26 protein-coding genes are annotated in these 22,523 nt (G+C 59.0%); 23 read left to right on the top strand and 3 right to left on the bottom strand.

The genetic code is table 11. From position 1 onward, the window contains the following. The first annotated feature begins 13 nt into the window (after positions 1-13). The 7 genes from IIA05_07535 to IIA05_07505 all read left to right on the top strand — a co-directional run bounded on the left by IIA05_07535 (position 14) and on the right by IIA05_07505 (position 6,228). Positions 14-1,660 (top strand): CTP synthase, encoded by a 1,647-nt coding sequence (locus IIA05_07535; protein ID MCH9026952.1) that lies wholly within the window; start codon positions 14-16, stop codon positions 1,658-1,660. Beyond that, entirely contained in the window at positions 1,657-2,499 is an 843-nt protein-coding gene (gene kdsA / locus IIA05_07530; protein ID MCH9026951.1) for a 3-deoxy-8-phosphooctulonate synthase, read from the top strand. Before IIA05_07535 ends, kdsA begins: the two co-directional genes overlap by 4 nt. 60 nt (positions 2,500-2,559) lie before the next feature. Next, the gene (eno, locus tag IIA05_07525; GenBank protein MCH9026950.1) at positions 2,560-3,837 is read left to right on the top strand and encodes a phosphopyruvate hydratase; all 1,278 of its coding nucleotides are present in this window, start codon (positions 2,560-2,562) and stop codon (positions 3,835-3,837) included. Positions 3,838-3,858: 21 nt separating this feature from the next. Continuing rightward, complete coding sequence (ftsB, locus tag IIA05_07520; protein MCH9026949.1) at positions 3,859-4,188, top strand: cell division protein FtsB; 330 nt, start codon at positions 3,859-3,861, stop codon at positions 4,186-4,188. Then, entirely contained in the window at positions 4,185-4,901 is a 717-nt protein-coding gene (locus IIA05_07515) for a 2-C-methyl-D-erythritol 4-phosphate cytidylyltransferase (GenBank protein ID MCH9026948.1), read from the top strand. The genes ftsB and IIA05_07515 overlap by 4 nt, the downstream gene beginning before the upstream one ends. Then, on the top strand, positions 4,901-5,398 hold the full coding sequence (gene ispF, locus IIA05_07510) for a 2-C-methyl-D-erythritol 2,4-cyclodiphosphate synthase (protein ID MCH9026947.1): 498 nt from the start codon (positions 4,901-4,903) through the stop codon (positions 5,396-5,398). Before IIA05_07515 ends, ispF begins: the two co-directional genes overlap by 1 nt. A 71-nt stretch (positions 5,399-5,469) precedes the next feature. Then, the gene (locus IIA05_07505) at positions 5,470-6,228 is read left to right on the top strand and encodes an enoyl-CoA hydratase/isomerase family protein (GenBank protein MCH9026946.1); all 759 of its coding nucleotides are present in this window, start codon (positions 5,470-5,472) and stop codon (positions 6,226-6,228) included. Positions 6,229-6,291: 63 nt separating this feature from the next. Here the strand turns inward: IIA05_07505 and IIA05_07500 are convergent, their stop codons facing one another. Then, on the bottom strand, positions 6,292-6,819 hold the full coding sequence (locus IIA05_07500) for a Smr/MutS family protein (protein ID MCH9026945.1): 528 nt from the start codon (positions 6,817-6,819) through the stop codon (positions 6,292-6,294). Between the two features lie 159 nt (positions 6,820-6,978). Between IIA05_07500 and surE the strand changes: the two genes are divergently transcribed. The 5 genes from surE to rpoS all read left to right on the top strand — a co-directional run bounded on the left by surE (position 6,979) and on the right by rpoS (position 10,718). After that, positions 6,979-7,728: a 5'/3'-nucleotidase SurE gene (gene surE / locus IIA05_07495; protein ID MCH9026944.1), complete on the top strand. Its 750-nt coding sequence runs from the start codon at positions 6,979-6,981 to the stop codon at positions 7,726-7,728. 26 nt (positions 7,729-7,754) lie between these two features. Continuing rightward, on the top strand, positions 7,755-8,393 hold the full coding sequence (locus IIA05_07490) for a protein-L-isoaspartate(D-aspartate) O-methyltransferase (protein MCH9026943.1): 639 nt from the start codon (positions 7,755-7,757) through the stop codon (positions 8,391-8,393). Continuing rightward, entirely contained in the window at positions 8,390-8,965 is a 576-nt protein-coding gene (locus IIA05_07485) for a DedA family protein (GenBank protein ID MCH9026942.1), read from the top strand. The genes IIA05_07490 and IIA05_07485 overlap by 4 nt, the downstream gene beginning before the upstream one ends. Further along, positions 8,962-9,669, top strand: coding sequence for a peptidoglycan DD-metalloendopeptidase family protein (locus IIA05_07480; protein ID MCH9026941.1), 708 nt, complete (start codon positions 8,962-8,964; stop codon positions 9,667-9,669). The genes IIA05_07485 and IIA05_07480 overlap by 4 nt, the downstream gene beginning before the upstream one ends. Before the next feature lie 203 nt (positions 9,670-9,872). Next, positions 9,873-10,718: an RNA polymerase sigma factor RpoS gene (gene rpoS, locus IIA05_07475; GenBank protein ID MCH9026940.1), complete on the top strand. Its 846-nt coding sequence runs from the start codon at positions 9,873-9,875 to the stop codon at positions 10,716-10,718. Between the two features lie 37 nt (positions 10,719-10,755). On the opposite strand, the gene IIA05_07470 is transcribed toward rpoS, so the two are convergent. Next, positions 10,756-11,115 carry a hypothetical protein gene (locus IIA05_07470; GenBank protein MCH9026939.1) on the bottom strand — a complete coding sequence of 120 codons (360 nt, stop codon included), beginning with the start codon at positions 11,113-11,115 and terminating at the stop codon, positions 10,756-10,758. Positions 11,116-11,219: 104 nt separating this feature from the next. Here IIA05_07470 and recJ point away from each other — a divergent pair, with 104 nt between their 5' ends. The 3 genes from recJ (at position 11,220) to lysS (ending at position 15,570) form a co-directional block, all read left to right on the top strand. Further along, positions 11,220-12,911, top strand: coding sequence for a single-stranded-DNA-specific exonuclease RecJ (recJ, locus tag IIA05_07465; GenBank protein MCH9026938.1), 1,692 nt, complete (start codon positions 11,220-11,222; stop codon positions 12,909-12,911). A 60-nt stretch (positions 12,912-12,971) separates the two neighbouring features. Continuing rightward, a protein-coding gene (gene prfB / locus IIA05_07460) for a peptide chain release factor 2 (protein ID MCH9026937.1) occupies positions 12,972-14,067 on the top strand; the annotation gives its coding sequence in 2 pieces (ribosomal slippage) (positions 12,972-13,043 and positions 13,045-14,067; 1,095 coding nt in all). A gap of 18 nt (positions 14,068-14,085) precedes the next feature. Next, positions 14,086-15,570, top strand: coding sequence for a lysine--tRNA ligase (gene lysS / locus IIA05_07455; protein ID MCH9026936.1), 1,485 nt, complete (start codon positions 14,086-14,088; stop codon positions 15,568-15,570). A gap of 235 nt (positions 15,571-15,805) precedes the next feature. Here the strand turns inward: lysS and IIA05_07450 are convergent, their stop codons facing one another. Beyond that, complete coding sequence (locus IIA05_07450) at positions 15,806-16,711, bottom strand: folate-binding protein YgfZ (GenBank protein ID MCH9026935.1); 906 nt, start codon at positions 16,709-16,711, stop codon at positions 15,806-15,808. Positions 16,712-16,885: 174 nt separating this feature from the next. Between IIA05_07450 and IIA05_07445 the strand changes: the two genes are divergently transcribed. The 8 genes from IIA05_07445 (at position 16,886) to IIA05_07410 (ending at position 21,694) form a co-directional block, all read left to right on the top strand. Then, positions 16,886-17,023: a DUF1674 domain-containing protein gene (locus IIA05_07445; GenBank protein MCH9026934.1), complete on the top strand. Its 138-nt coding sequence runs from the start codon at positions 16,886-16,888 to the stop codon at positions 17,021-17,023. 55 nt (positions 17,024-17,078) lie between these two features. Next, a complete protein-coding gene (gene sdhC, locus IIA05_07440) occupies positions 17,079-17,471 on the top strand; it encodes a succinate dehydrogenase, cytochrome b556 subunit (protein ID MCH9026933.1) in 393 nt (130 codons plus the stop codon). Beyond that, positions 17,468-17,854, top strand: coding sequence for a succinate dehydrogenase, hydrophobic membrane anchor protein (gene sdhD, locus IIA05_07435; protein MCH9026932.1), 387 nt, complete (start codon positions 17,468-17,470; stop codon positions 17,852-17,854). Before sdhC ends, sdhD begins: the two co-directional genes overlap by 4 nt. Beyond that, on the top strand, positions 17,851-19,638 hold the full coding sequence (locus IIA05_07430; GenBank protein ID MCH9026931.1) for a succinate dehydrogenase flavoprotein subunit: 1,788 nt from the start codon (positions 17,851-17,853) through the stop codon (positions 19,636-19,638). Before sdhD ends, IIA05_07430 begins: the two co-directional genes overlap by 4 nt. 36 nt (positions 19,639-19,674) lie before the next feature. After that, positions 19,675-20,457: a succinate dehydrogenase iron-sulfur subunit gene (locus tag IIA05_07425; GenBank protein MCH9026930.1), complete on the top strand. Its 783-nt coding sequence runs from the start codon at positions 19,675-19,677 to the stop codon at positions 20,455-20,457. 16 nt (positions 20,458-20,473) lie between these two features. After that, a complete protein-coding gene (locus IIA05_07420) occupies positions 20,474-20,722 on the top strand; it encodes a succinate dehydrogenase assembly factor 2 (GenBank protein MCH9026929.1) in 249 nt (82 codons plus the stop codon). 19 nt (positions 20,723-20,741) lie between these two features. After that, complete coding sequence (locus IIA05_07415) at positions 20,742-21,125, top strand: hypothetical protein (protein ID MCH9026928.1); 384 nt, start codon at positions 20,742-20,744, stop codon at positions 21,123-21,125. A 149-nt stretch (positions 21,126-21,274) separates the two neighbouring features. Then, positions 21,275-21,694: a sigma-70 family RNA polymerase sigma factor gene (locus IIA05_07410; protein ID MCH9026927.1), complete on the top strand. Its 420-nt coding sequence runs from the start codon at positions 21,275-21,277 to the stop codon at positions 21,692-21,694. Positions 21,695-22,523: the final 829 nt, after the last annotated feature.

Genomic DNA, 22,523 nt, shown 5'->3' with positions numbered 1-22,523 from the left:
AGTGGATTTATTTATGACCCGATTTGTTTTTGTTACTGGTGGTGTAGTTTCCTCTCTGGGTAAAGGAATTGCGGCGGCTTCACTGGGCGCGATCCTGGAAGCGCGCGGGCTGAAAATCAGCATGATGAAGCTGGACCCGTATATCAACGTGGATCCAGGCACCATGAGCCCTTTCCAGCACGGTGAGGTTTTTGTCACCCGCGATGGCACGGAAACCGATCTCGATCTCGGCCATTACGAGCGTTTTGTGCGCACGACCACGACCCGCGACAGCAATTTTACCACCGGCAAGATCTATGAGTCCGTGATCGCCAAGGAACGGCGTGGCGAATACCTGGGCGCGACCGTCCAGGTTATTCCTCATATCACCGACGAGATCAAGGAATGCGTGCTGCGCGGCGCCGGCGATGCCGATGTTTGCATGGTGGAAATCGGTGGTACCGTTGGCGATATCGAGTCGCTGCCGTTTTTGGAAGCCATTCGTCAGCTCGGTGTGGAGCTGGGGCCGGAGCATGTGCTCTACATGCACCTTACCTTGGTCCCGTACATCGCAACCTCATCGGAAATGAAAACCAAACCCACACAGCACTCGGTCAAGGAGCTGCGTTCTATCGGTATCCAGCCCGATGTGCTGATTTGCCGTTCAGACCGTCCGATCTCGGGTGAGCAGCGGCGCAAGATCGCGTTGTTTACCAATGTTGCTGAAAAAGCGGTTATTTCCTGCGTGGATTCGGATGACATCTACAAGATCCCGATGCTCCTGCATGAACAAGGTCTGGACGAGATCGTCGCCAAAAAACTGGGGCTCGATGCAGGTCCGGTCGACCTCAGCGAGTGGCAGGCGGTTGTCGACGCCAAGATAAACACGGAGGCTGAAATCAGCGTTGCATTGGTTGGCAAATATGTGGATTTCAAGGATTCGTATCTTTCGCTTAGCGAGGCGCTGACCCACGCCGGGTTAAAAACCCGCACGCGAGTCAATATTCATTACATCGAGGCACACAGGCTGGACGATGGTGAGGTGTCTGCGCTGGTGGGCATGGATGCGATCCTGATTCCGGGCGGCTTTGGCGAGCGCGGTGTCAAAGGGAAAATCATCGCGGCACAGTACGCGCGCGAAAACAGCGTCCCTTTCCTGGGCATTTGCCTGGGCTTGCAGGTTGCCGTGATCGAATTCGCCAGGAACGTCGCCGGGCTGGACGACGCACACAGCTCTGAATTCAAACCGGGCACGCCGCATCCGGTAATCGCATTGCTGACTGAATGGCAGGACCTGGGTGGCCAGATCGAGGAGCGCGACGAAGATTCGGACCTCGGCGGCAGCATGCGTCTGGGCGCACAGGAATGCCGGCTGAAGACCGGTTCGCAGGTGCAGCTCATCTATGGCAGCGAAACCATCATGGAGCGCCACCGCCACCGCTACGAATTCAACAACAACTATATGCAACGACTGGAAGACGCGGGCATGTTGTTTTCCGGCCTGTCGATCGACGGCCTCGTTGAGATGATCGAAATCCCCGAACATCCCTGGTTCGTCGCCTGTCAGTTTCACCCGGAATTTACCTCGACGCCGCGCGACGGGCACCCACTGTTCGCCGGCTTTGTCAAAGCCGCGCGTAGCTTCCACCTTGAACAGATGCCCGAGGCTGTACACGCGTGAAGCTTTGCGATTTCAAGGTTGGCATAGACCAACCGCTGTTTTTGATCGCCGGGCCCTGCGTAATAGAGAGCCTGGAGCTCAATCTTGAAACCGCCGGGCGCATGCAGGAAATCTGCAAGCGGCTGTCGGTGCCGTTTATTTTCAAATCGTCTTTCGACAAGGCGAACCGCACGTCGGTGGGCAGCTACCGTGGGCTGGGTATCGAGAAAGGATTGCGGATTCTTGCCGAAATACGCGACCAGCTCAAAGTGCCGGTACTGACCGATGTGCACGAAGATACGCCGCTGGATGAAGTGGCCGCGGTCGTGGATGTGATGCAGACACCGGCTTTCCTGTGCCGGCAGACCAATTTCATCGTAAACGTTGCGAGCCAGAACAAGCCGGTGAATATCAAGAAAGGGCAGTTCCTGTCGCCGTGGGAAATGGTCAATGTTGTGGAAAAGGCGCGCTCGACCGGTAACGAAGCCATCATGGTTTGTGAGCGCGGCTTCAGTTTCGGTTATAACAACCTGGTGTCCGATATGCGCTCACTGGCGGTAATGCGCGGCACCGGCTGCCCGGTCGTTTTTGACGCAACGCACTCGGTGCAGTTACCCGGTGGCAAAGGCAGTGCATCCGGCGGGCAGCGAGAATTTATCCCGGTGCTGGCACGCGCCGCGGTTGCGGCCGGGGTGTCCGGTCTGTTCATGGAGACCCATCCCAATCCGGATAAAGCGCTTAGCGATGGTCCCAATGCTTGGCCGCTGGAGCGGATGGAGGCTTTGCTCGCGGTCCTGACGGAACTGGATCGGGTAGTCAAAGCGACGCCGATGGAGGAGCAACCGCTGCTCCGGTGTTAGGGGTCGATCGGATCCAGCCTGATAGCCAGGCGCATAGTGAGATTCGGAAAAGGCTGATCAATGAGCAAAATCGTTGAGATTCGCGGACGCGAAGTCATTGATTCACGTGGCAATCCCACGGTCGAGGCCGATGTCCGCCTGGACGACGGCGGCTTTGGCAGGGCGATTGTGCCATCGGGCGCTTCGACCGGCGCCCGGGAAGCAGTCGAATTGCGCGACGGCGATAAGAACCGGTATCTCGGTAAAGGCGTGTTGACGGCGGTGGCCCATGTGAATGGTGAAATTGCCGCTGCGCTGAACGGCGCCGAGGCGAGTGACCAGCAGGCGATAGACGATTGCCTGTGCGCTTTGGATGGCAGCGTGAACAAGGCGCGCCTGGGCGCTAACGCGCTGCTGGCCGTCTCGCTGGCCACGGCAAAAGCCGCTGCTGACAGCGCTCGCCTGCCGCTGTTCCGTTACCTGGGCGGCGATGAGGCTTGCGGCATGCCGGTGCCGATGATGAACATCATCAACGGTGGCGCGCATGCGGATAACAGCGTGGATATCCAGGAATTCATGATTCTGCCGCTGGGGGCGCCCGTTTTTGCCGAGGCGCTGCGTTATGGCGTCGAAGTTTTTCATACGCTGAAGTCGGTATTGCACGGCAAGGGACTGAGCACCGCGGTCGGCGACGAGGGTGGTTTTGCGCCCGACCTGCCATCCAACGAGGCGGCCCTGGAAATCGTCATGCAGGCAATCGAACAAGCCGGGTTCGAGGCCGGCAAGGATATTTTCCTGGGTCTGGATGTGGCGAGTTCCGAGATTTTTGCCGACGGCGTGTATACGTTGGCATCGGAAAACCGGCAATTCGATGCGGCCGGATTTTCCGATTATCTCGCTGGTCTCGCGGACCGCTACCCCATCATCAGCATTGAAGACGGCATGGCCGAGAGCGATTGGGACGGCTGGAAAATTCACAGCGCGGCGCTGGGCGGGAAGATTCAATTGGTCGGCGACGATATTTTTGTGACCAATACGAAAATTCTGGCGCAGGGTATCGAACGGGGTATTGCCAATGCGATCCTGATAAAGCCGAACCAGATAGGCACGCTTAGCGAAACGCTGGCGGCAATCCGCATGGCGGACGATGCCGGCTACGCAGCGGTGATTTCTCACCGCTCGGGTGAGACCGCCGATGCCACGATCGCCGATATCGCGGTGGCGACGGCGGCCACGCAAATCAAGACCGGCTCGCTGTGCCGGTCCGACCGGATGGCAAAATACAACCAGTTGTTGCGTATCGAGGAAGAACTCGGTGAGCGGGCGCACTATCCGGGGCGCGCCGCTTTCCGGGCGTAGTAAGCCGGCGGCGTGGGATTTATGCGCTATCTCTTAGTAATCCTGCTGGTGCTGTTCTTGTTGCTTCAGTATCGCCTGTGGATCAGCGATGAGGGCATGCAGGAAATGTGGCGGTTGCGGGAACTGGTCAGTGAACAAGCCGCACGCAACATCGAGCTGGAACGACGCAATGACGCGCTGGAAGCGGAAGTGCGCGATCTTCGACAAGGCAAGGACGCGGTCGAGGAACGGGCGCGCAGCGATCTGGGCATGATTCGCGATCAGGAAACCTTTTTTCAGATCGTCGGCGATGAATACCCGGCCACAGAGCCCGCAACGGGCAATGCGGACGCGGCGGATGAAAAACCATGAACGAGCCGCGTTTTTGGCTGGTGGTGCCCGCGGCCGGGACCGGCCGGCGACTCGGCGCAGAGCTGCCGAAACAATACCGGGAGATCGGCGGCCGCTGCATGCTTGCGCATGCGTTGCAGGCCTTTGCCGATTGGGGCAACCTGTCTGGCACGGTGCTGGCGATCGATGACGGCGACCGCTGGTTTGCCGGCATCAGCGGGCAACTGCCGTTGCCGGTCAGGACGGTTGCCGGTGGCGCCGAGAGAATGCATTCCGTGATCAATGCTGTACAGGCTTTGCAAGATGAGGCCAGTGAGCATGACTGGGTGTTGGTCCACGATGCGGCGAGGCCCTGCCTTTGCGTGGACGATTTGCGTAGACTACTGACCGAATCGACCGGGGCTGACGGCACCGGTGGCTTGCTGGCGAGCCGGGTCATGGACACGCTGAAAAAAGCATCCGGCGTCGGCAGCCAGGCGCGGGCGGTGTCGACGATGGACCGCCAGGGTTTGTGGCAGGCGATGACCCCGCAAGTTTTCCCGTATGGCCTGCTGCGTCGGGCGCTGGAAGCCGCGCGGAAAGCGGGAAAAGTGCTGGGCGATGAGGCTGCCGCGATGGAGCTGGCCGGTCATCGGCCGTTGCTGGTCGAAGGCCGCCGCGACAATATCAAGGTGACCGAGCCCGCGGACCTGGCATTGGCGCAGGCCATACTGGCCGGACAAGGGAGGAATTGATGCGGATCGGTCATGGTTATGATTTACACCGCTTTGGCGCGGTCGGGACGGCCGTCAGCATTCGATTAGCGGGTGTAGAAATGCCACATAATCAACAGATTATAGCGCATTCTGATGGTGATGTCTTAATTCATGCCTTGTGCGATGCCTTGCTGGGTGCAATGTGCCAGGGCGATATCGGGCAGCATTTTTCGGACCAGGCTGAACACTGGCGCGATACCGTGAGCCGGGAGTTTCTGTGCTTGATCGCGGAACTGATGGGCCACCAGAATTACGAATTGGAAAATGCCGATCTGACGTTGATCTGCGAAGCGCCGCGGATCGGCCTTTACCGCAACAGAATGTGCGAGCGCATTGCCGAAGATCTGGGGGTCACGGTTGACCGGATCAATGTCAAAGCGACGACCGCGGAAGGGGTCGGCGCGGTCGGTCGGGGCGAGGCCATTGCGGCGCACGCGGTCGTGCTGTTGCGCAGAAAAACCGATGCCGAGGTCTGATTGTTCGGCGATAATTCTTTGTGTCGCGGGGCGCAGAAATTACCGGCGGCTGGTGATAAGGGGAGCCAAGAATGCTGGAACAGATTGATCACGACGATATTCGGGAAATCCGCCTGGCGCGGCCGCCGGTCAACGCGATCGACGCGCCGATGATGCTGGCGATTCACGCCGCGCTGAAAAAAGCAGCCGATGACGAGGTCTCGGGAGTCGTGCTGTCCGGGCGGCAGGGTTTGTTTTCGGCCGGGCTCGATATTCCGTCCCTGTTGCTGCTGGAGCGGCAGGCGATCGCGGAATTCTGGCGGAGTTTTTTTCGCGTTCTGAAAACGCTGGCGGGTTTTCCGGTACCGGTTTTCGCCGCGATCGGCGGCCACAATCCGGCTGGAGGCACGGTTCTCGCAATTTTTTGTGACCGGCGCATCGCAGCCAAGGGCGATTTTCGGATGGGGCTCAATGAGGTGGCGGTCGGGCTGGCCCTGCCGCCGTTGATTTTTTATGCCTATCGTTTGCTGCTCGGCCAGCGAGAGGCGGAAAGGCTGGTCGTGGTCGGCGAGTTGATCAGCTCCGCTGAAGCGCTCGCCTGCGGGCTGGTCGATGAGCTCGTCGAACCCGACGATGTGGTGGCGACTGCGCTTGGCAGGTTACGCAGGATGCTCGGTGTGCCCAGGCGCGCGATGCTGGTGACCCGCAAGATCGCCCGTCAGCCATTACTGGATATTTTTGATCGGCTGGATGAAAGCATGGTCGAGGCGATCACCGATGGTTGGTTCAGCGAGGAGACCCAGACGGTCCTTGGTGAGCTGGTTTCTTCGCTTGCCAAGAAGAAGGGGTAACCCGCGGTCGACATGAGACTATACTGACAGATGGCGACCCCGACAGCCGTGATACGTCAATGGTTATTTCAGCAGTACGTAGACTGCGCCGTTGCCTCCGTGGGCCGGCAGTGTTGTGGCATAGGCCAGAACCTCGGCCCGCCGACGCAGGTAACTACCCACCAGTGGCTTGATCACCGGGCCGGCGGCGCCTGAACCGCGCCCCTTGCCGTGGACAACGCGCACGCAGCGCGAACCCATGGTCAGGCACTCGTCGATAAATTCCACCAGCACATGTTTCGCCTGCTCGGCGGTCAGCCCGTGCAGATCGCATTCGCTTTCAATCGCATACTGGCCGCGGCGCAGTTTACGCATGACTTTGCCTGGCAAGCCGGGGCGGGCATAGATCATTTCTTCGCCGGTCTGTATCTCGCCGGGCAGCGGTGGACCGCTCAGGCTTTGCCGCATGACTTCTGCGTTGTCGCGGCGGGTGAATCTGGCGGTCGCTTTGGGTTTCGGCTTGCCGTGTTCGACGCGCTGCTTGTCCGCCAATTGACGTACATCCTGCATCGCTTTGTGAAACCGGGATTTTTCGTCATCGTGTCCGCTCATCGTGTCACCTGGGAATCCTGTGCCCGTACTGGCGTCATCGGTCCGCCGTCAACCGCCGTTGATAGTTGGCCGATGTGCTTTCCAGTATAGTAGGCAGCCAATGACCATGACCATACGCACCCGGCGTTCGTCGTATGAAACCGCAAAGGGACGCGCGGCTTGAATATTCTTCTGAGCAATGATGACGGTTACCTGGCGCCGGGGCTGCGTTGCCTGGCGGAGGCTATTGCCGATCTGGCGGAGATCACCATCGTTGCACCCGACCGCAATCGCAGTGGCGCCAGCAACTCGCTGACGCTGGATATGCCGCTGCGTGTGCACCAGGCGGGGCCGGGTGTGTTCTATGTCGAGGGGACGCCAACCGATTGTGTGCATCTGGCGATTACGGGTTTGCTCGATACCGAGCCGGACATGGTCATTTCGGGGATCAACGATGGCGCCAACCTCGGGGACGATGTGCTGTATTCCGGCACCGTGGCCGCGGCCATGGAAGGGCGTTTCCTAGGCTTGCCGACAATGGCGCTGTCGCTGGTCGGCGGCGGCAGCCGCTTGTTCGAGACTGCCGCCCGGGTCGCCAGGGATTTGCTGATTCGGCTGACTGAGAAACCGCTGCCTGCCGATACCATATTGAATATCAACGTGCCCGACCTGGCCTACGAAAAAATCTCATCCTCGGTGGTGACGCGCCTGGGTTACCGGCATCGCGCGGAACCGGTGATTCGCAGCAAGGATCCGAAAGGCAAAGAGATTTTCTGGGTTGGACCTCCCGGTGTCGGTCAGGACGCCGGTCCGGGTACGGATTTTTACGCGGTCGCAGCAGGTCGGGTTTCGATTACGCCGTTGCAGGTGGATCTGACCCGGCACGCGGCTCTCGACAAGCTGGGTCAGTGGCTGGAAGAAACGTCGTGAGCTTGCGTAATGTCAGCGGGATTGGCATGACCTCGGCGCGGACCAGGGACCGGTTGATCAAACGGCTGCAGGCCGGCGGGATTGCCAATACCGAAGTCCTCGAAAGAATACGCAATGTACCGCGGCATCTGTTTGTCGACGAGGCGCTCGCCAGCCGCGCATACGAAGATACCGCACTACCCATAGGCCACAGCCAGACGATTTCACAACCTTATGTGGTCGCGCGCATGACCGAGGCGCTGCTAAGCGGCGGGCCGTTGCAGAAAATTCTTGAGGTGGGCACCGGTTGTGGCTACCAGACCGCGGTCCTGGCACCGCTGGTCGGTCAGATTTACAGCATTGAAAGGCTCGCGCCCCTGTTGCAAAGAGCACGGCAAACCTTGTTTGAGCTGGGCATCAAAAACGTCCGCTTCAAGCACGGCGATGGTTGGCATGGATGGCTGGAGGAGGCGCCGTTCGATGGAATCCTGGTTGCGGCGGCGCCCGCATCCATTCCACAGGACCTGATAGACCAACTGGCGATCGATGGACGCCTGATCATCCCGGTCGGCGGTCGGGGTGGGCAGGAGTTGCTGCAGTTGACTCGGCGCAACGATGGCAAGGTCGAAAGACAGTCGCTGGGCCTGGTGAGCTTCGTGCCCTTGCTGGAAGGTAAGATTCGGTGAGGCTGTTTGGGCCGATTTATGATCGCGTCCTCCGCTGGTCGCGCCACGATTCCGCGCCGTGGTACCTGGCCGGTCTGAGTTTCGCCGAGTCTTCTTTTTTCCCGGTACCGCCCGATGTGATGCTTGCGCCGATGAGTCTGGCGCGGCCGGATCGTGCGCTGCGTTTCGCACTGATCACCTCATTGGCGTCGGTGGCCGGCGGCCTGGCCGGTTATGCGATCGGTTTTTACGCGCTGGACCTGGCGGAACCGCTGCTGCGGGATCTGGGGTACTGGGATAATTATCAGACGGTGCGTGACTGGTTTGAACAATGGGGGTTCTGGGCAGTCTTGATAGCGGGGTTTTCGCCGATTCCCTATAAGCTTTTTACGATTGCCGCCGGGGCAACGGGAATGCCGCTGGCCGGTTTTGTCATGGCATCGGTGGCTGGCCGCAGCAGCCGGTTTTTTCTGGTCGCCGGTCTGATCCGCTGGGGTGGGCCAGCGATGGAACGCCGCCTGCGACGACACATTGATACCATCGGATGGACCTGCGTGGCACTGGTGGTAGCGGCGTTTTTTTATTTTCGATGACAAAACGACGGATCATCCTCTGGTTGGCCGCCGTGCTGGTTTTTACGGAGTTGTCAGGCTGTGCCGGCGAGCAATGGCGAAACCGTGAGCGGGACAGTTACACGGTCCGTGCCGGCGACACGGTTTACGGGATCGCCTGGCGGTACGGGCTGGATTACCGTGAACTGGCGCGCTGGAACCGCCTTGGCGGTGGCTATAGCATATTTCCGGGGCAGGTCCTGGTTCTCAGGCGGCCTCCGGGCAGTACGGTAGCCAGCACGGCAAAAACGCGGCCGCCGGCGCGCGGACGGGAAAAATCCCCGCTACCCGGGAAGCCGCCGCCGGCAGCTGCCACACCGGAGTGGATATGGCCCGTCAAAGGCAGGATTCTGTCCAGTTTTGGCGCCGTCGGTGCAATCGGCAAGGGGCTCGATATCGCCGGCACGGATCGTGCGCCAGTGAAAGCGGCCGCTGCGGGGCATGTGGTCTACTCAGGCAGTGGACTTATAGGATACGGCCAGCTTATTATCATCAAACATAACAACACCTTTCTCAGCGCATACGGATATAACTCCGAGTTGCTCGTTTCACAGGGCGACAAAGTCAGCAAGGGACAGCAAATTGCCCGCATGGGGAAAGGCCCAGGCAAGCGCCCGATGCTGCATTTCGAGATTCGGATCGATGGCAAACCGGTCGATCCGACCAGATACTTGCCAACTCGATAGTGGCCGGCCGCAGGCGCCATGGTGTGCCGCCTGGTATTAATACCAGGGTGGGAATAGTGGCGAGAAAACGCACCAGACTGGCGGCGAACCCGTGTCGCGGCAGGACTGCACTGACCACGCTAGCCGGAGGCGTCCCCCTGCGTACGGCCGGTGCGATTGGCCGGGAAAGAGCGCGGGCGGCCGGGCGGCTGCCGGCAACGATCATGACCCGGTCACAGCGAGACGCAACCCGCTTGTATCTTAGCGAAATTGGTTATTCCCCATTGCTGAGCGCCAAGGAAGAGGTATTTTTTGGCCGCCGTGTCCTGCGCGGGGACGAAGCTGCCCGCAAGCGGATGATTGAAAGCAATCTGCGTCTGGTGGTCAGGATTTCTCGACGATATATCAATCGGGGTTTGCCGCTGCTGGACCTGATCGAGGAGGGCAATCTCGGGCTAATGCACGCGGTCGGCAAGTTTGATCCGGAGAAGGGCTTTCGATTTTCCACTTATGCGACCTGGTGGATCAGGCAAACCATCGAACGAGCGCTGATGAACCAGACGCGGACCATTCGCCTGCCCATTCATATTGTCAAGCAAATCAACAACTGTCTGCGGGCCTCCCACCGGCTTGCCCAGAATCTGGACCGGCCGCCGACCAATGCGGAAATCGCCGCCTCGGTGGACAAAGAGCAGGCGGATGTCGAACGGGTGCTGGAGCTCAATCAAAATATCTGTTCGTCCTGCCTGCCATCGATAAACGGGGGCGAGAGATGTTTGCTCGAGCGCATACCCGACAGCGCAGAGAAAATCGATCCGTCCGCCAGCGTGCAGCAACAGAATGTTCACGACGTGCTGGAGCACTGGCTGAAATGCTTGAGCGACAAGCAACTGGCAGTCGTGGAAAGGCGCTTTGGCTTGCACGGTTACGAGCGTACGACGCTGGAGAAAGTCGGCGCGGAGATCGGTGTGACGCGGGAGCGGGCGAGGCAGATCCAGATGGATGCGCTGGCGACGCTCCGCAAAGCCATGGAATCAGAAGGAATCCGCAGCGAAGCCGTGTTCGACTGATGCTGGTTTGGCAACCACGCTTCTGAGCCAGAGGCTCCTACGCCAGTAACGCGGCGACCACGCTTCGATTTTCGCAGGTCAGGATATTATAAGTGCGGCAGGCTGCGCCGCTGTCCATCGCTTCAAGCCCGATGCCGCGGGCGGCAAGATCGGCAATCAGCCGTGGGGGGGGTTGGATGCGCACCGGGCCGCAACCGAGCAGGATAATCTCCGGCCGGTGCGCCAGCGCGGATTCGAGTTGCGCCAGGTCCAGGGTTTCAATGGCCTCGGCGATCCACGCCTGCACGCCTTGCCGGTCGATAATCAGCGGGCAGTCATGGTATTGGTCGCGGACACGGATACGGCCGCGCTCGTATGAGCGCACCAGCAAGCCTTCGCCAGCGTTGTCAGGAACGATCTTCAATCGATGTTGCCTCTGCTATGCTCCGTCCGCCTGGTGACAGCATGGTTATTTTATCCAATGCAGGATTGTTCTGCCGGATTTTATGATGAGCTAAAATAATGGAAATTCGAAACCGCCTGCTTGCCGTCGAAGATCTCCTGCCGGCGGACATGCATCCGGTCCTGAAACGTATTTACCTGGGGCGCGGCGTTGGCGAGCCACGCCAGCTGGACTTGTCGCTGAGCGGCTTGTTGCCGGTCGGTGATCTCGGGGGTACCGGGCAGGCGGTCGACTTGTTGCTTGCGCACCGGCAAAAAAATTCGCTGGTTTTGATCGTTGGCGATTTCGACGCCGATGGCGCGACTGCAACCGCCCTGTTGATGAGAGGCCTGAAGGAACTGGGATTCGCCAGGCTAAGCTACCTGTTGCCCGAGCGGTTTTTGCTCGGTTATGGATTGACGCCGGCAATAGTCGAGATAGCCGGCCAGCAGAATCCGGGTCTGATCGTTACCGTGGACAATGGCATCTCAAGCATCGACGGCGTTGCCCTGGCAAGAAAAATGGGTATCGACGTGCTGGTAACGGATCATCACCTGCCGGGGCCGCGGTTGCCGGATGCCAATGTCATTCTCAATCCAAACCTTCGCGGAGAGAATTTCAGCGGCAAGTCACTGGCGGGTGTGGGCGTCGCGTTCTATTTACTGGCCGCCTGTGAACGGCGACTGGGCTCGGGCACCGCCGTTGCGGCCGGCCTGCTGGACCTGGTGGCCCTGGGCACGGTTGCCGATGTGGTCCCGCTGGAGCGGAACAACCGTATCCTGATCGAGCAGGGCTTGCGGCGGATCAGGGGCGGTCGCTGTTGCGCGGGGATTACCGCCTTGCTGGAAGTGGCGGGCAGGCAACCGGCGCGCGCCAGGGCCAGCGATCTCGGCTTTGCGGTGGGTCCGCGACTCAATGCCGCCGGCCGGCTGGATGACATGACGATCGGCGTGGAATGTTTGCTGGCGGACCAGGTGCCGGCCGCCCGCATACTTGCGGCCCGTCTCGATGCATTGAACCGGGAGCGGCGCGAACTGGAAAAAAAGATGGCGGCGGAAGCGCTGGCTATCGTCGATGGGCTGGCCCTGGAGCAAAGCGCCGAACTCCCCTGGGGAATGTGCCTGTTCGATCCTGGCTGGCACCAGGGCGTGGTTGGCCTGGTCGCGTCGCGCGTTCGCGAGAAATTCAGCCGGCCGGTGGTCGCATTTGCCCCAGGTCAGGGCGATGAACTAAAAGGCTCGGCGCGCTCGGTGCCAGCCCTGCATATACGTGACGTTCTCGATGAAATAGCGACCAGTCATCCCGGGTTGCTCGGCAAGTTCGGTGGTCATGCGATGGCAGCCGGCCTCAGCCTGGAGCGTGACCGGTATGCGTCGTTCGCGGAGGCGTTCGATCTGGTGGTCAGGGAGAAACTCAGGATCGAGGATATACAGGCCTTCCACTTCAGCGACGGGCAATTGGATGCGGGTGATCTCGATCTGCCACTGGCGGAACTGATGGCAGACGCCGGACCGTGGGGCCAGGGGTTCCCGGAGCCGCAGTTTGACGGTGAATTCGAACTCATCGAGCAGCGGGTCGTTGGCGGCTCACACTTGCGGCTCACGCTGCGTGCACCCAAGGGCGGACGATCGCTGGGGGGTATCGCCTTCAGCCAGTCCTTGCCCGACAATGTCGGCAACCGGCTGCGCCTGGTATACCGGCTTGAGGTCAATGAGTTTCGTGGTCGCCGCGAGGCTCAGCTCAATGTGATCCAGATGCAAGCTCTCGAGTGAGCAGAGCGCCCGCGCGTGCTAACATTCGCGCCTTTGAAAACCGGAGAGTCGGCGACCGCCATGGAAATCAATCCGCTCAGGGAACAGATAGCAGACCTGCAGAGCCGCAGCCGGGCTCTGAGGGGGTATCTTTGACTACGAGAACAAAGTAGAAAGACTGGAAGAGGTCAGCCGGGAGCTGGAAAACCCTGATATCTGGGGCGACCCCGAAAAGGCGCAAAGCCTGGGTAAAGAGCGGGCCAGACTGCAAGAGGTCGTCAGCACCCTGGATGCCCTGAGCAGCGGCTTGCGGGATAATCTCGAATTGCTGGAAATGGCGGTTGCCGAAGATGACGAAGAAACGGTTTCGTCGATCACCGAGGAACTTGGCGAACTGACCCGGCGGTTGGCGGCGATGGAGTTCCAGCGGATGTTTTCCGGCGAGCTGGATGTCAGCAACGCTTTCCTCGAAATACAATCCGGTTCGGGCGGGACCGAGGCCCAGGACTGGGCCAATATGTTGCTGCGAATGTATCTGCGCTGGGGGGAGGCGCACGGTTTCACGACAGAAATCATCGAGTTGTCGGCCGGTGAGGTTGCCGGTATCAAGAGCGCGACCGTCCGGGTCTCGGGCGATTATGCCTATGGCTGGTTGCGCACCGAAACCGGTGTCCATCGGCTGGTCAGAAAGTCGCCTTTCGATTCGGGTAATCGCAGGCATACCTCGTTTGCCGCTGTTTTTGTTTCGCCGGAAATAGACGACGAAATCGAGATCGAGATCAACCCGGCCGATCTGCGCATCGATGTGTATCGGGCGAGCGGGGCTGGTGGCCAGCATGTCAATCGTACCGAGTCGGCGGTCCGGATCACTCATCTGCCGACCAAAGTCGTTGTCCAGTGCCAGAACGACCGGTCGCAGCACAAAAACAAGGCGACGGCGATGAAACAGTTGAAGGCGAAGCTTTACGAATTGGAGATGCAGAAAAAGAACGCGGCCGCGGAAGAACTCGAAGCCGGAAAATCGGATATCGGCTGGGGCAGCCAGATTCGCTCCTATGTCCTCGATCAATCTCGGATAAAGGATTTGCGAACCTCGGTGGAAACAGGAAACACTCAGGCCGTGCTCGATGGCGATCTCGACCAGTTCATTGAAGCGAGTTTGAAACAAGGACTCTAACACCAAGGCTCAAAATAGATGACAGAAGAAAACGAACACGAACTGATTGCCGAGAGACGGAGAAAGTTACAGCAGATGCGGGAAAAAGGTCCCGCCTATCCGAATGATTTTCGCCGCGATGCGCTGGCCGGCCAGTTGCACGCAATGTATGACGAACACGATGGTGAAAAACTGAAGGAAGCAAATATCGAAGTCGCTGTTGCCGGTCGCATGATGGCAAAACGCGTTATTGGCAAGGTCTCTTTTGCCAAGCTGCAGGACCGCAGCGGCCAGATCCAGATTTTTCTCACGGGCGATGAATTGCCGGATGGCGTCTACCAGGATTTCAAAAGCTGGGATCTCGGCGATATAGTCGCGGCCCGTGGACCGCTGTTCAGGACCAAGACCGGCGAACTTAGCGTGCGGGCGGTCGAGTGCCGCATCCTCAGCAAATGTTTACGCCCCTTGCCAGAGAAATTTCATGGTCTGCAGGATCAGGAGACACGTTACCGTCAGCGCTATCTCGACCTGGTAATGAACTCTCGGTCGCGGCAGGTCTTCCGGACCCGCACCAAGGTCGTCTCCCATATTCGAAATTTTCTCGACAGCCTCGGGTTCATGGAGGTCGAGACACCGATGATGCAGGCTATCCCCGGTGGGGCGGTCGCGCGTCCTTTTATCACCCATCACAACGCGCTCGATATGGAGCTGTATCTGCGGATCGCACCTGAGCTTTACCTGAAAAGGCTGGTCGTCGGCGGCTTCGAACGGGTGTACGAAGTCAATCGCAATTTCCGCAACGAGGGGCTTTCGACGCAGCACAACCCGGAATTTACGATGCTCGAGCTGTACCAGGCCTATGCCGATTGGGAAGATATCATGGCGCTGACCGAGACGTTGATACACAGCCTCGCCGATGCTCTGCATGGCAAGGAGGAGATCGACTACCAGGGCGAGACCATCGAGATCGGCAAGCCATTCCGGCGGATTACCGTGGAGCAGGCTGTGATCGGCGAGAATCCGCTGCTCGAATCGAAGACCCGTAACCGTGATGCCCTGGTGGCACGTTGCGCGGAGCTTGGTCTCGCCGTTGACGAAGCAGCGGGCGCCGGCAAACTGTTGTTTGAAATTTTTGACAAGACCGCTGAAGATAAACTGCGACAACCCACTTTTGTCACTTCATATCCGGCGGAAGTATCGCCATTATCGCGTTGCGACGATAACGACCCGTTCCTCACGGACCGTTTCGAGTTGTTTATTGCCGGGCGCGAAATCGCCAATGGATTTTCCGAGCTCAACGATCCGGAGGAGCAGGCGGCGAGATTCAAGGCGCAGGTTGCGCTCAAAGATGCCGGTGACCGCGAGGCCATGTTCTATGACAGTGACTACATCCGCGCGCTGGAGGTCGGCATGCCCCCGACTGGCGGGCTTGGCGTTGGCATCGACAGGCTGGTCATGCTGTTGACCGATTCCGCATCGATTCGCGATGTCGTGTTGTTTCCGCATATGCGCCCTGAATCGTAGTCGGCTTATTATCGTGGATCGCCTTCGGGATGAGATTGGGGGTTTTGCGGGCCGCTGTATTACCCACTGCTAGATGAACTGCGTTCCGAATCGAGCTGTGGGTAATACAGCGGCCCACAAAACGATGCTGGCAGATGGCGGCCCTGGTCAGGCTTGATCGCTCGATGGGCAATGATGGTGGTGGGAAACGTGGTCGGCATGAGATTGGGGTTTCGTGGACCGCTGTTTTCCCGCTCTAGTCTGGTATGGCGTAAGGCAGATCGAGGAGGCTTAACGGCGTGCCGTCGTTGTATAGACCCGCCTGTCGCTGATCGAGGCGAATGACTGCCAGGTATTCCCAGGCGGGCTTGCCGTTGCCGGTAGATTTCTGGCGGTTCAATATTTCACCGACCTTGTTGCCGTTCGCAAGACTGACCTCGTCGCCGGCGATTTCGGTTTCGCTTCCCAGGCGGCACAGGCGGCGTTTTATTTTTCCGAGGTTTTGGGTGCGGGCGATGATTTCCTGGCCCGCGTAACAGCCCTTGCTGAAACTGATTGCGCCGATCAGGTCGAGGTTGAGCATTTGCGCGGTATAGCGTGTCTGGTTGGCGGTGGTCACTTGCGGGATACCGTCGCGGATATCTGCCAGTTGCCACACTGCTTCCGGCTCTTCGGCCAGGGCGTCGTCTATCAGCTGCCAGTCCGCATTGTCCGGTGGCCCGCAGGCAAGAATCCGCTGGCTGCTGTAGGCTGCGAGCAGCAGTCCGCCGGCGGTGCGGGTCACGCAACCGGGTTGGGGTATTGGCATGGATGGCAGCTTGGCGGTGAGATCCGCTCCGCTCAGGCCGCACAGGCCGGCGCTGACGCTGAACTCCACTTTGGCGCGCAACACGTATCGCGACAAGCGCTCGCGGATATCCTCGACGATATCGGTCGGCAGGACCAGGCTGGCCTCGCTGCCTTGCAGCAGGACCAGGGGTACCGCGAGTACGCGGCCGTCTGGCTGGTGATAAGCGGACCGCTGGCAGTGAGCGTCGTCCAGCGCATGCATATCGTTGCTGAGCTGGCCTTGCAGAAAACTGACGGTGTCGGCGCCGCTGATCGACAGGATGCTGGTCCCGGACAGCGGGCTGCGCCAGTTTGAATTGATTTTTCGACTCATCGTTTGCCGATCCCTGATCATGAACAAGCTAACCATATCATGTCGCTAACGGCTCATTTGCAGGGTGCAAACAATATGGCTTTCTGGCAAAATCCGGGCATGTCAAGCCGCCACCAGGACAGGCCTTCGAGCGTTGATAATTCTGACGTGGGGGGGGAATTACCGGTTGCCGGTATGGCGAGCGAAACCACCGGCGCGGCGCGGGTCGATGAGCCGCAGGCAACCGGGCCAAAAGAAATCGGCGGTCGCGATGGCCCCGAACCCACGCGCTTCGGCGACTGGGAAAAGGCGGGGCGTTGCATCGATTTTTAGTCGTGTACAGATGGCGACATCGACTCGCCGATTTTAGCAGCAAAGGAACCAGCTAATGGCGAAAGACAACCGGCCTCTGTCACCATTTTATCACTACAAACCCCAATTGACTTCGCTGCTCTCGTTTGCCCACCGGCTCAGCGGTATCGCGTTGTCTGTTTCGGCGGTTGGCCTGGTTTACTGGTTGGCGTTGCTGGCGGAAGGTCCGCAAGCGCTGCAGAGGCTGGGGATGTTGGCCACGGTTCCCGGGCAGATCGTGCTGGCGGGTGTCACGCTGGCGTTTTTCTATCATCTGAACAATGGTATTCGCCACCTGTTCTGGGACCTGGGTATGGGGTTTGAACTAACGCGTACCTATCTCACCGGCTGGCTGGTCCTTATCGCCACTTTGCTGATGTGGGCCGCTTTCTGGGCCGCGGTCACCGATCTGCCGGCGGCGCTGCTGTGAGTCTGCGTACACTGCTCGGCAAGGTCATGGGCCCGGGCTCTGCGCAAAAGGGCACCGGGCATTGGTGGCGGCAGAGGCTCACCGCGATCGTGCTGATCCCGCTGGGCTTTTGGTTCATGATTTCCCTCGCCGCTGCCGGCGATCTCGGTCATGGCAGCACAGTGGCCTGGCTCGCTCGTCCGCTCAACGCCGTGTTGCTGTCAGCCTTTGTGCTGATCTTGCTCTACCATTCGAAGCTCGGTGTGGAGGCCGTGATCGAGGACTATGTCAGTTCGCCCAGGTTGAAAACGGGCGGTCTTTCGTTATCCGTTCTTGTACATTTGCTGCTGGCCATGGCCGGCGTGATTTCCATATTGCGCATTAGTGTCGGAGGGCTTTCGTGAGTGCGGATTATGAATTCGTCGATCATCATTACGATGTAGTTGTAGTCGGGGCCGGGGGGGCAGGCCTCAGGGCTACATTCGGCCTGGTCGAACAAGGCCTTTCTGCCGCCTGCATCACCAAGGTGTTTCCGACGCGCAGCCACACCGTCTCGGCGCAAGGCGGGATTAGCGCGGCGCTTGGCAACATGGGCGAAGACGATTGGCGCTGGCACATGTATGACACGGTCAAGGGGTCGGACTGGCTAGGCGACCAGGATGCCATCGAATACATGTGCAAGGAGGCGGCGGACGCCGTTATCGAGCTTGAGCATTACGGCGTGCCATTTTCGAGGACCGAAGACGGGCGAATTTACCAGCGGCCATTTGGCGGCATGACCACGCATTTTGGCAAGGGCACGGCACAGCGTACCTGCGCGGCCGCCGATCGAACGGGCCACGCGATGCTGCACGCTCTGTATCAGCAAGCGCTGAAACACGACGCCGATTTTTTTATCGAGTATTTTGCGATCGACCTGATCATGGAGGACGGTGAGTGCCGAGGCGTGGTCGCCTGGTGCCTGGACGATGGAACTCTGCACCGGTTTATTGCCCAGCAAACGATCCTGGCGACCGGCGGCTATGGCCGCGCCTACTTTTCCTGCACATCCGCGCATACTTGCACCGGCGATGGCGGTGGCATGGTCTTGCGCGCCGGTCTGCCGTTGCAGGATCTTGAATTTATCCAGTTCCACCCGACCGGCGTGTACGGTGCCGGCATGCTGATTACCGAAGGCGTACGCGGCGAGGGTGGTTATCTGACCAACTCGGATGGCGAGCGCTTTATGGAGCGTTACGCCCCCAACGCCAAGGACCTTGCCAGCAGGGACGTGGTCAGCCGCTCGATGACCATCGAGATTCGCGAAGGCAGGGGCGTAGGCCCGGAGAAGGATCACATTTTTCTGCACCTGGAGCACCTCGGTCCGGAGGTGATCGAGGAGCAGCTCCCCGGCATCGCCGAGACCGCAAGAGTGTTTGCCGGGGTCGATGTAACGCGTGCGCCGATCCCGGTTTTGCCGACGGTGCATTACAACATGGGTGGCATACCCACCAATTTGCATGGCGAGGTGGTAACAAAATCGGGCGACGACGCCAATACGCTGGTGCCCGGCCTGATGGCGGTCGGTGAGGCAGCGTGCGTCTCGGTACACGGGGCGAACAGGCTGGGCTCGAATTCGCTGCTCGACCTGGTGGTGTTCGGACGGGCCGCTGCCCGGCGTTGCAGTGAAACCGTGCAGCCAAAGTCGCGGCGCCGGCCGCTGGCGGATAAATCCTGCAGCCACATAGTCGAGCGGCTGGACCGCTTGCGCAACGCCAATGGCAGTTCGCCGACGGCCGATATTCGCCTGGAAATGCAAAAAACCATGCAAGATCATGCTGCGGTTTTTCGTACCGGCGAGGTCCTGCGGGAAGGGATCGAAAAGATGGAGCGGGTTTACCAGCGTTTTGCCGATGTTCGCGTGCACGATCGCTCGCTGATCTGGAACACCGACCTGGTTGAAACCATGGAACTGGAGAACCTGCTGTTGCAAGCCAAGGCGGCTATCGAGTCGGCGGCCAACCGGCAGGAGAGCCGGGGGGCCCACGCGCGGGAAGATTTTCCCGAGCGCGACGATGAGAATTGGCTCAAACACACGCTTTGCTGGGTGGCCGGCGATGGCACGGTCCGGCTGGACTACCGGCCCGTTCAGCTCGAGACGCTGAGCGATGAAATAGAATCGATACCGCCGATGGCGCGGGTCTACTAAAGGATCAAACCGAAACGGGACTGACGAGGAGCATTCATGGTTCAATTGACACTGCCGGCAAATTCAAAAGTGCGCAAGGGGGACACCCATACGGCGGCCGCTGCGACCGGCAATGTGCGCCGCTTGCTCGTTTATCGTTACGATCCGGACAACCGGGACAACCCGCGCATGGATAGCTACGAAGTGGATATGGACAGCTGCGGGCCGATGGTCCTGGATGCGCTGATCAAAATCAAGAATGAGATCGACCCGGGCCTGGCGTTTCGCCGCTCGTGCCGGGAGGGCATCTGCGGGTCCTGCGCGATGAATATCGACGGCACTAACGACCTTGCCTGTATGCGCGCGATAGCTGATGTCAAAGGCGACATCAAGGTTTATCCGCTGCCGCATTTGCCGGTAATCAAAGACCTGATCCCGGACATGAGTAATTTCTATGCGCAATATGCATCGATCAAGCCCTGGCTGCAGAGTCGCACGCCGCCACCGCCGGATCGTGAACGGCTGCAGTCGAAGGAAGACCAGGAAAAGATTGACGAGTCATCGGCCTGTATCCTGTGTGCTTGTTGTTCGACCGGTTGCCCGAGTTACTGGTGGAATGACGATCGTTTCCTCGGTCCGGCAACATTGCTGCAAGCCTACCGCTGGCTGGTCGACAGCCGTGACGAGGCAACCGGTGAGCGGCTGGATCAACTCGAAGATTCGTTCAAGCTTTATCGCTGTCATACGATCATGAACTGCACGAATACCTGCCCGAAGGGGCTCAACCCGGCGCGGGCGATTGCCGAAATCAAGAAAATGATGATTGAACGCCAGCACTGAACAGGCACCGGTTGGCATGACAGAACACGATGATGCCAGATCGCGTTGGCGCTGCCGCCGTGGGATGAAAGAGCTGGATATCCTGCTCGAGAGATTCCTCAAATCCAGGTTTGCGGCCATGGATAACCAGGAAAAAGTCGTGTTCTCGGATTTTCTGAATCTGTCGGACCCGCAACTGGCGGACTTTTTACTCAACGGCGTGGTACCGGCCGATGCTGACTGCAAAGAACTCGTCGAACAGATACTCTCCTGTCCTCACGATTGAACCGGGACCGGTTCAGCACATGGCGGTCTGGCTAGCCGCGGGTTTGTTGCTGGCTGGCGCCGGTTTGTTATTCAGTTCCATGCCGGCGATTGCGAAACTGATGGCAGGAGGATTCCTGCTGGCGGGGTTTTGCTGCGAATGGCGCCACCACGTTAGCGGCACGGGCCTGGGCTCGGTCAGGCAGGTGCGTTGGGAAACTCACCGGTGGCGGTTGCGGACTCAATCCGGCTGCTGGCTAAGCGCTGTATTGCTGGCTGACCGCTGTCGTTTTCTCTGGGGCGTCAAGCTGTGCTGGCTGGACGAAAACGGGAGCAAAAGGAGCGCCCTTTTTTTTCGTTCCCGGCGGTCCGGGAGGCGCTTTCGCCGGTTCCGGGTGCGTTTGAAACTGGCGGATATTGCGTAGCAGCAAAGAAATCGACAGACTGTCTCATTCCTGATGTGACCGAATGCTCAAATGCTTGAAATCATGCTCTTTTTGCCAGAACTTTCTATCCGCGACCGAGTCTATTCCACTGGTTGCGCTAGCGCTTGCCCGGGTTCGGAGCGAACCTCGTGAGTGAGCGCCAAGTGGACCAGAAGCTGGTCGTCAAGGTTCAGCAAGGCGACAAGAAGGCATTCGATGTGCTGGTACTCAAGTACCAGCACAAGGTGATCAAGGTGATCATGCGTTATGTCCGCGATCCTTCCGAGGCGCTGGATGTGGCGCAGGAAGCTTTTTTGAAGGCGTATCGTGCCTTGCCGAGGTTTCGGGGCGATAGTGCTTTCTATACATGGCTGTACCGAATCGCGATCAACACCGCCAAAAACCACTTGGTGGCCGCGAGACGCAGACCGCTGGATTACGATCTGGACCCGCAGGAACCGGATCAATATGACATGCAGGGCCGTCTGAGTGACGGCGATACGCCCGAACACCTGGTGCTTAGCGAGGAGATCAAGGACACCGTCAACCAGCGCCTTGCCGCGATGTAGATGCACGAGACTGAAGCCCTGATCGATGATCAGTGTTTGTACCTGTAACTGAAACTTATCCGCTTGCTTACTGGCAAAGTACAGCGTTATCTTTTCCTGATTGGCGCTATCTGTTTTAAGGTCAATTATTTCAGGTAGTTGCGATAATGCATTGAGTAATTCTTCTGAAGGCGCCCGATCAAGGCTTATCTTCAAGCTATTATCTTTACCGGCAAGCTCAGTTATTTTAGTGTAAGCAATAAGCCTGCCTTTATCCAGAATCACGACGTCAGAACAGATGTCTTCTATCTCGTATAGATTATGTGAACTGATAATAAAGGAAGATTTGTCTGTGTATGTCCGAATAAATTTTCTTACGTCATAGGCTGCCAGCGGGTCAAGTCCTGCGGTCGGCTCGTCGAGCAGAACCAGTTCCGGTTGACCGATAAAAGCCTGCACTATCCCCAACCGCTTGCGTTGACCCCAACTCAATTGTTCGGGATTTTTGCCGGCATAGTCTGCATTGTTGAGTTGTCTGAGCAAGTCGGCAATCTCGTCACGCGCTGCCTGTTTTGTAAAACCTTGCAGTCGTGCGAAATGTTCCAGTTGAGAGATAACCGGCCAGCCTTTTTTAAAATGGGCATCTTGCAGCAAGATGCTGACCTTGCCTTTTATCGCAGAACCCTGCGGCGCATGTCCCAGCAACGAGGCCCCGTGGCTCATGGACAGGTCGAGGAATTCGCGTCCTTCGATGTCCCAGAACCGCGGCCCTTTCGCACGAGACGCGTAAACCGGTTTCCCCCACGCTGTGTTGAACCGCGTGCTGGAGCAAACGCCGCCCGGTATCACC

This window comes from Pseudomonadota bacterium (assembly GCA_022572885.1).
Taxonomy (GTDB): Bacteria; Pseudomonadota; Gammaproteobacteria; order Steroidobacterales; family MnTg04; genus MnTg04.
This window is presented reverse-complemented; position numbering and strand designations above follow the sequence as displayed.

Bases quoted from the DNA above. Each gene is read 5' to 3' on its own strand.
- ftsB (MCH9026949.1), top strand. From the start codon at position 3,859: ATGCGCTATCTCTTAGTAATCCTGCTGGTGCTGTTCTTGTTGCTTCAG.
- lysS (MCH9026936.1), top strand. From the start codon at position 14,086: ATGACAGAAGAAAACGAACACGAACTGATTGCCGAGAGACGGAGAAAG.
- eno (MCH9026950.1), top strand. From the start codon at position 2,560: ATGAGCAAAATCGTTGAGATTCGCGGACGCGAAGTCATTGATTCACGT.
- IIA05_07505 (MCH9026946.1), top strand. From the start codon at position 5,470: ATGCTGGAACAGATTGATCACGACGATATTCGGGAAATCCGCCTGGCG.
- rpoS (MCH9026940.1), top strand. From the start codon at position 9,873: ATGACCCGGTCACAGCGAGACGCAACCCGCTTGTATCTTAGCGAAATT.
- IIA05_07450 (MCH9026935.1), bottom strand. From the start codon at position 16,711: ATGAGTCGAAAAATCAATTCAAACTGGCGCAGCCCGCTGTCCGGGACC.
- IIA05_07425 (MCH9026930.1), top strand. From the start codon at position 19,675: ATGGTTCAATTGACACTGCCGGCAAATTCAAAAGTGCGCAAGGGGGAC.
- IIA05_07500 (MCH9026945.1), bottom strand. From the start codon at position 6,819: ATGAGCGGACACGATGACGAAAAATCCCGGTTTCACAAAGCGATGCAG.
- sdhC (MCH9026933.1), top strand. From the start codon at position 17,079: ATGGCGAAAGACAACCGGCCTCTGTCACCATTTTATCACTACAAACCC.
- ispF (MCH9026947.1), top strand. From the start codon at position 4,901: ATGCGGATCGGTCATGGTTATGATTTACACCGCTTTGGCGCGGTCGGG.
- recJ (MCH9026938.1), top strand. From the start codon at position 11,220: ATGGAAATTCGAAACCGCCTGCTTGCCGTCGAAGATCTCCTGCCGGCG.
- IIA05_07420 (MCH9026929.1), top strand. From the start codon at position 20,474: ATGACAGAACACGATGATGCCAGATCGCGTTGGCGCTGCCGCCGTGGG.
- IIA05_07535 (MCH9026952.1), top strand. From the start codon at position 14: ATGACCCGATTTGTTTTTGTTACTGGTGGTGTAGTTTCCTCTCTGGGT.
- IIA05_07415 (MCH9026928.1), top strand. From the start codon at position 20,742: ATGGCGGTCTGGCTAGCCGCGGGTTTGTTGCTGGCTGGCGCCGGTTTG.
- IIA05_07445 (MCH9026934.1), top strand. From the start codon at position 16,886: ATGGCGAGCGAAACCACCGGCGCGGCGCGGGTCGATGAGCCGCAGGCA.
- IIA05_07490 (MCH9026943.1), top strand. From the start codon at position 7,755: ATGACCTCGGCGCGGACCAGGGACCGGTTGATCAAACGGCTGCAGGCC.
- IIA05_07480 (MCH9026941.1), top strand. From the start codon at position 8,962: ATGACAAAACGACGGATCATCCTCTGGTTGGCCGCCGTGCTGGTTTTT.
- IIA05_07515 (MCH9026948.1), top strand. From the start codon at position 4,185: ATGAACGAGCCGCGTTTTTGGCTGGTGGTGCCCGCGGCCGGGACCGGC.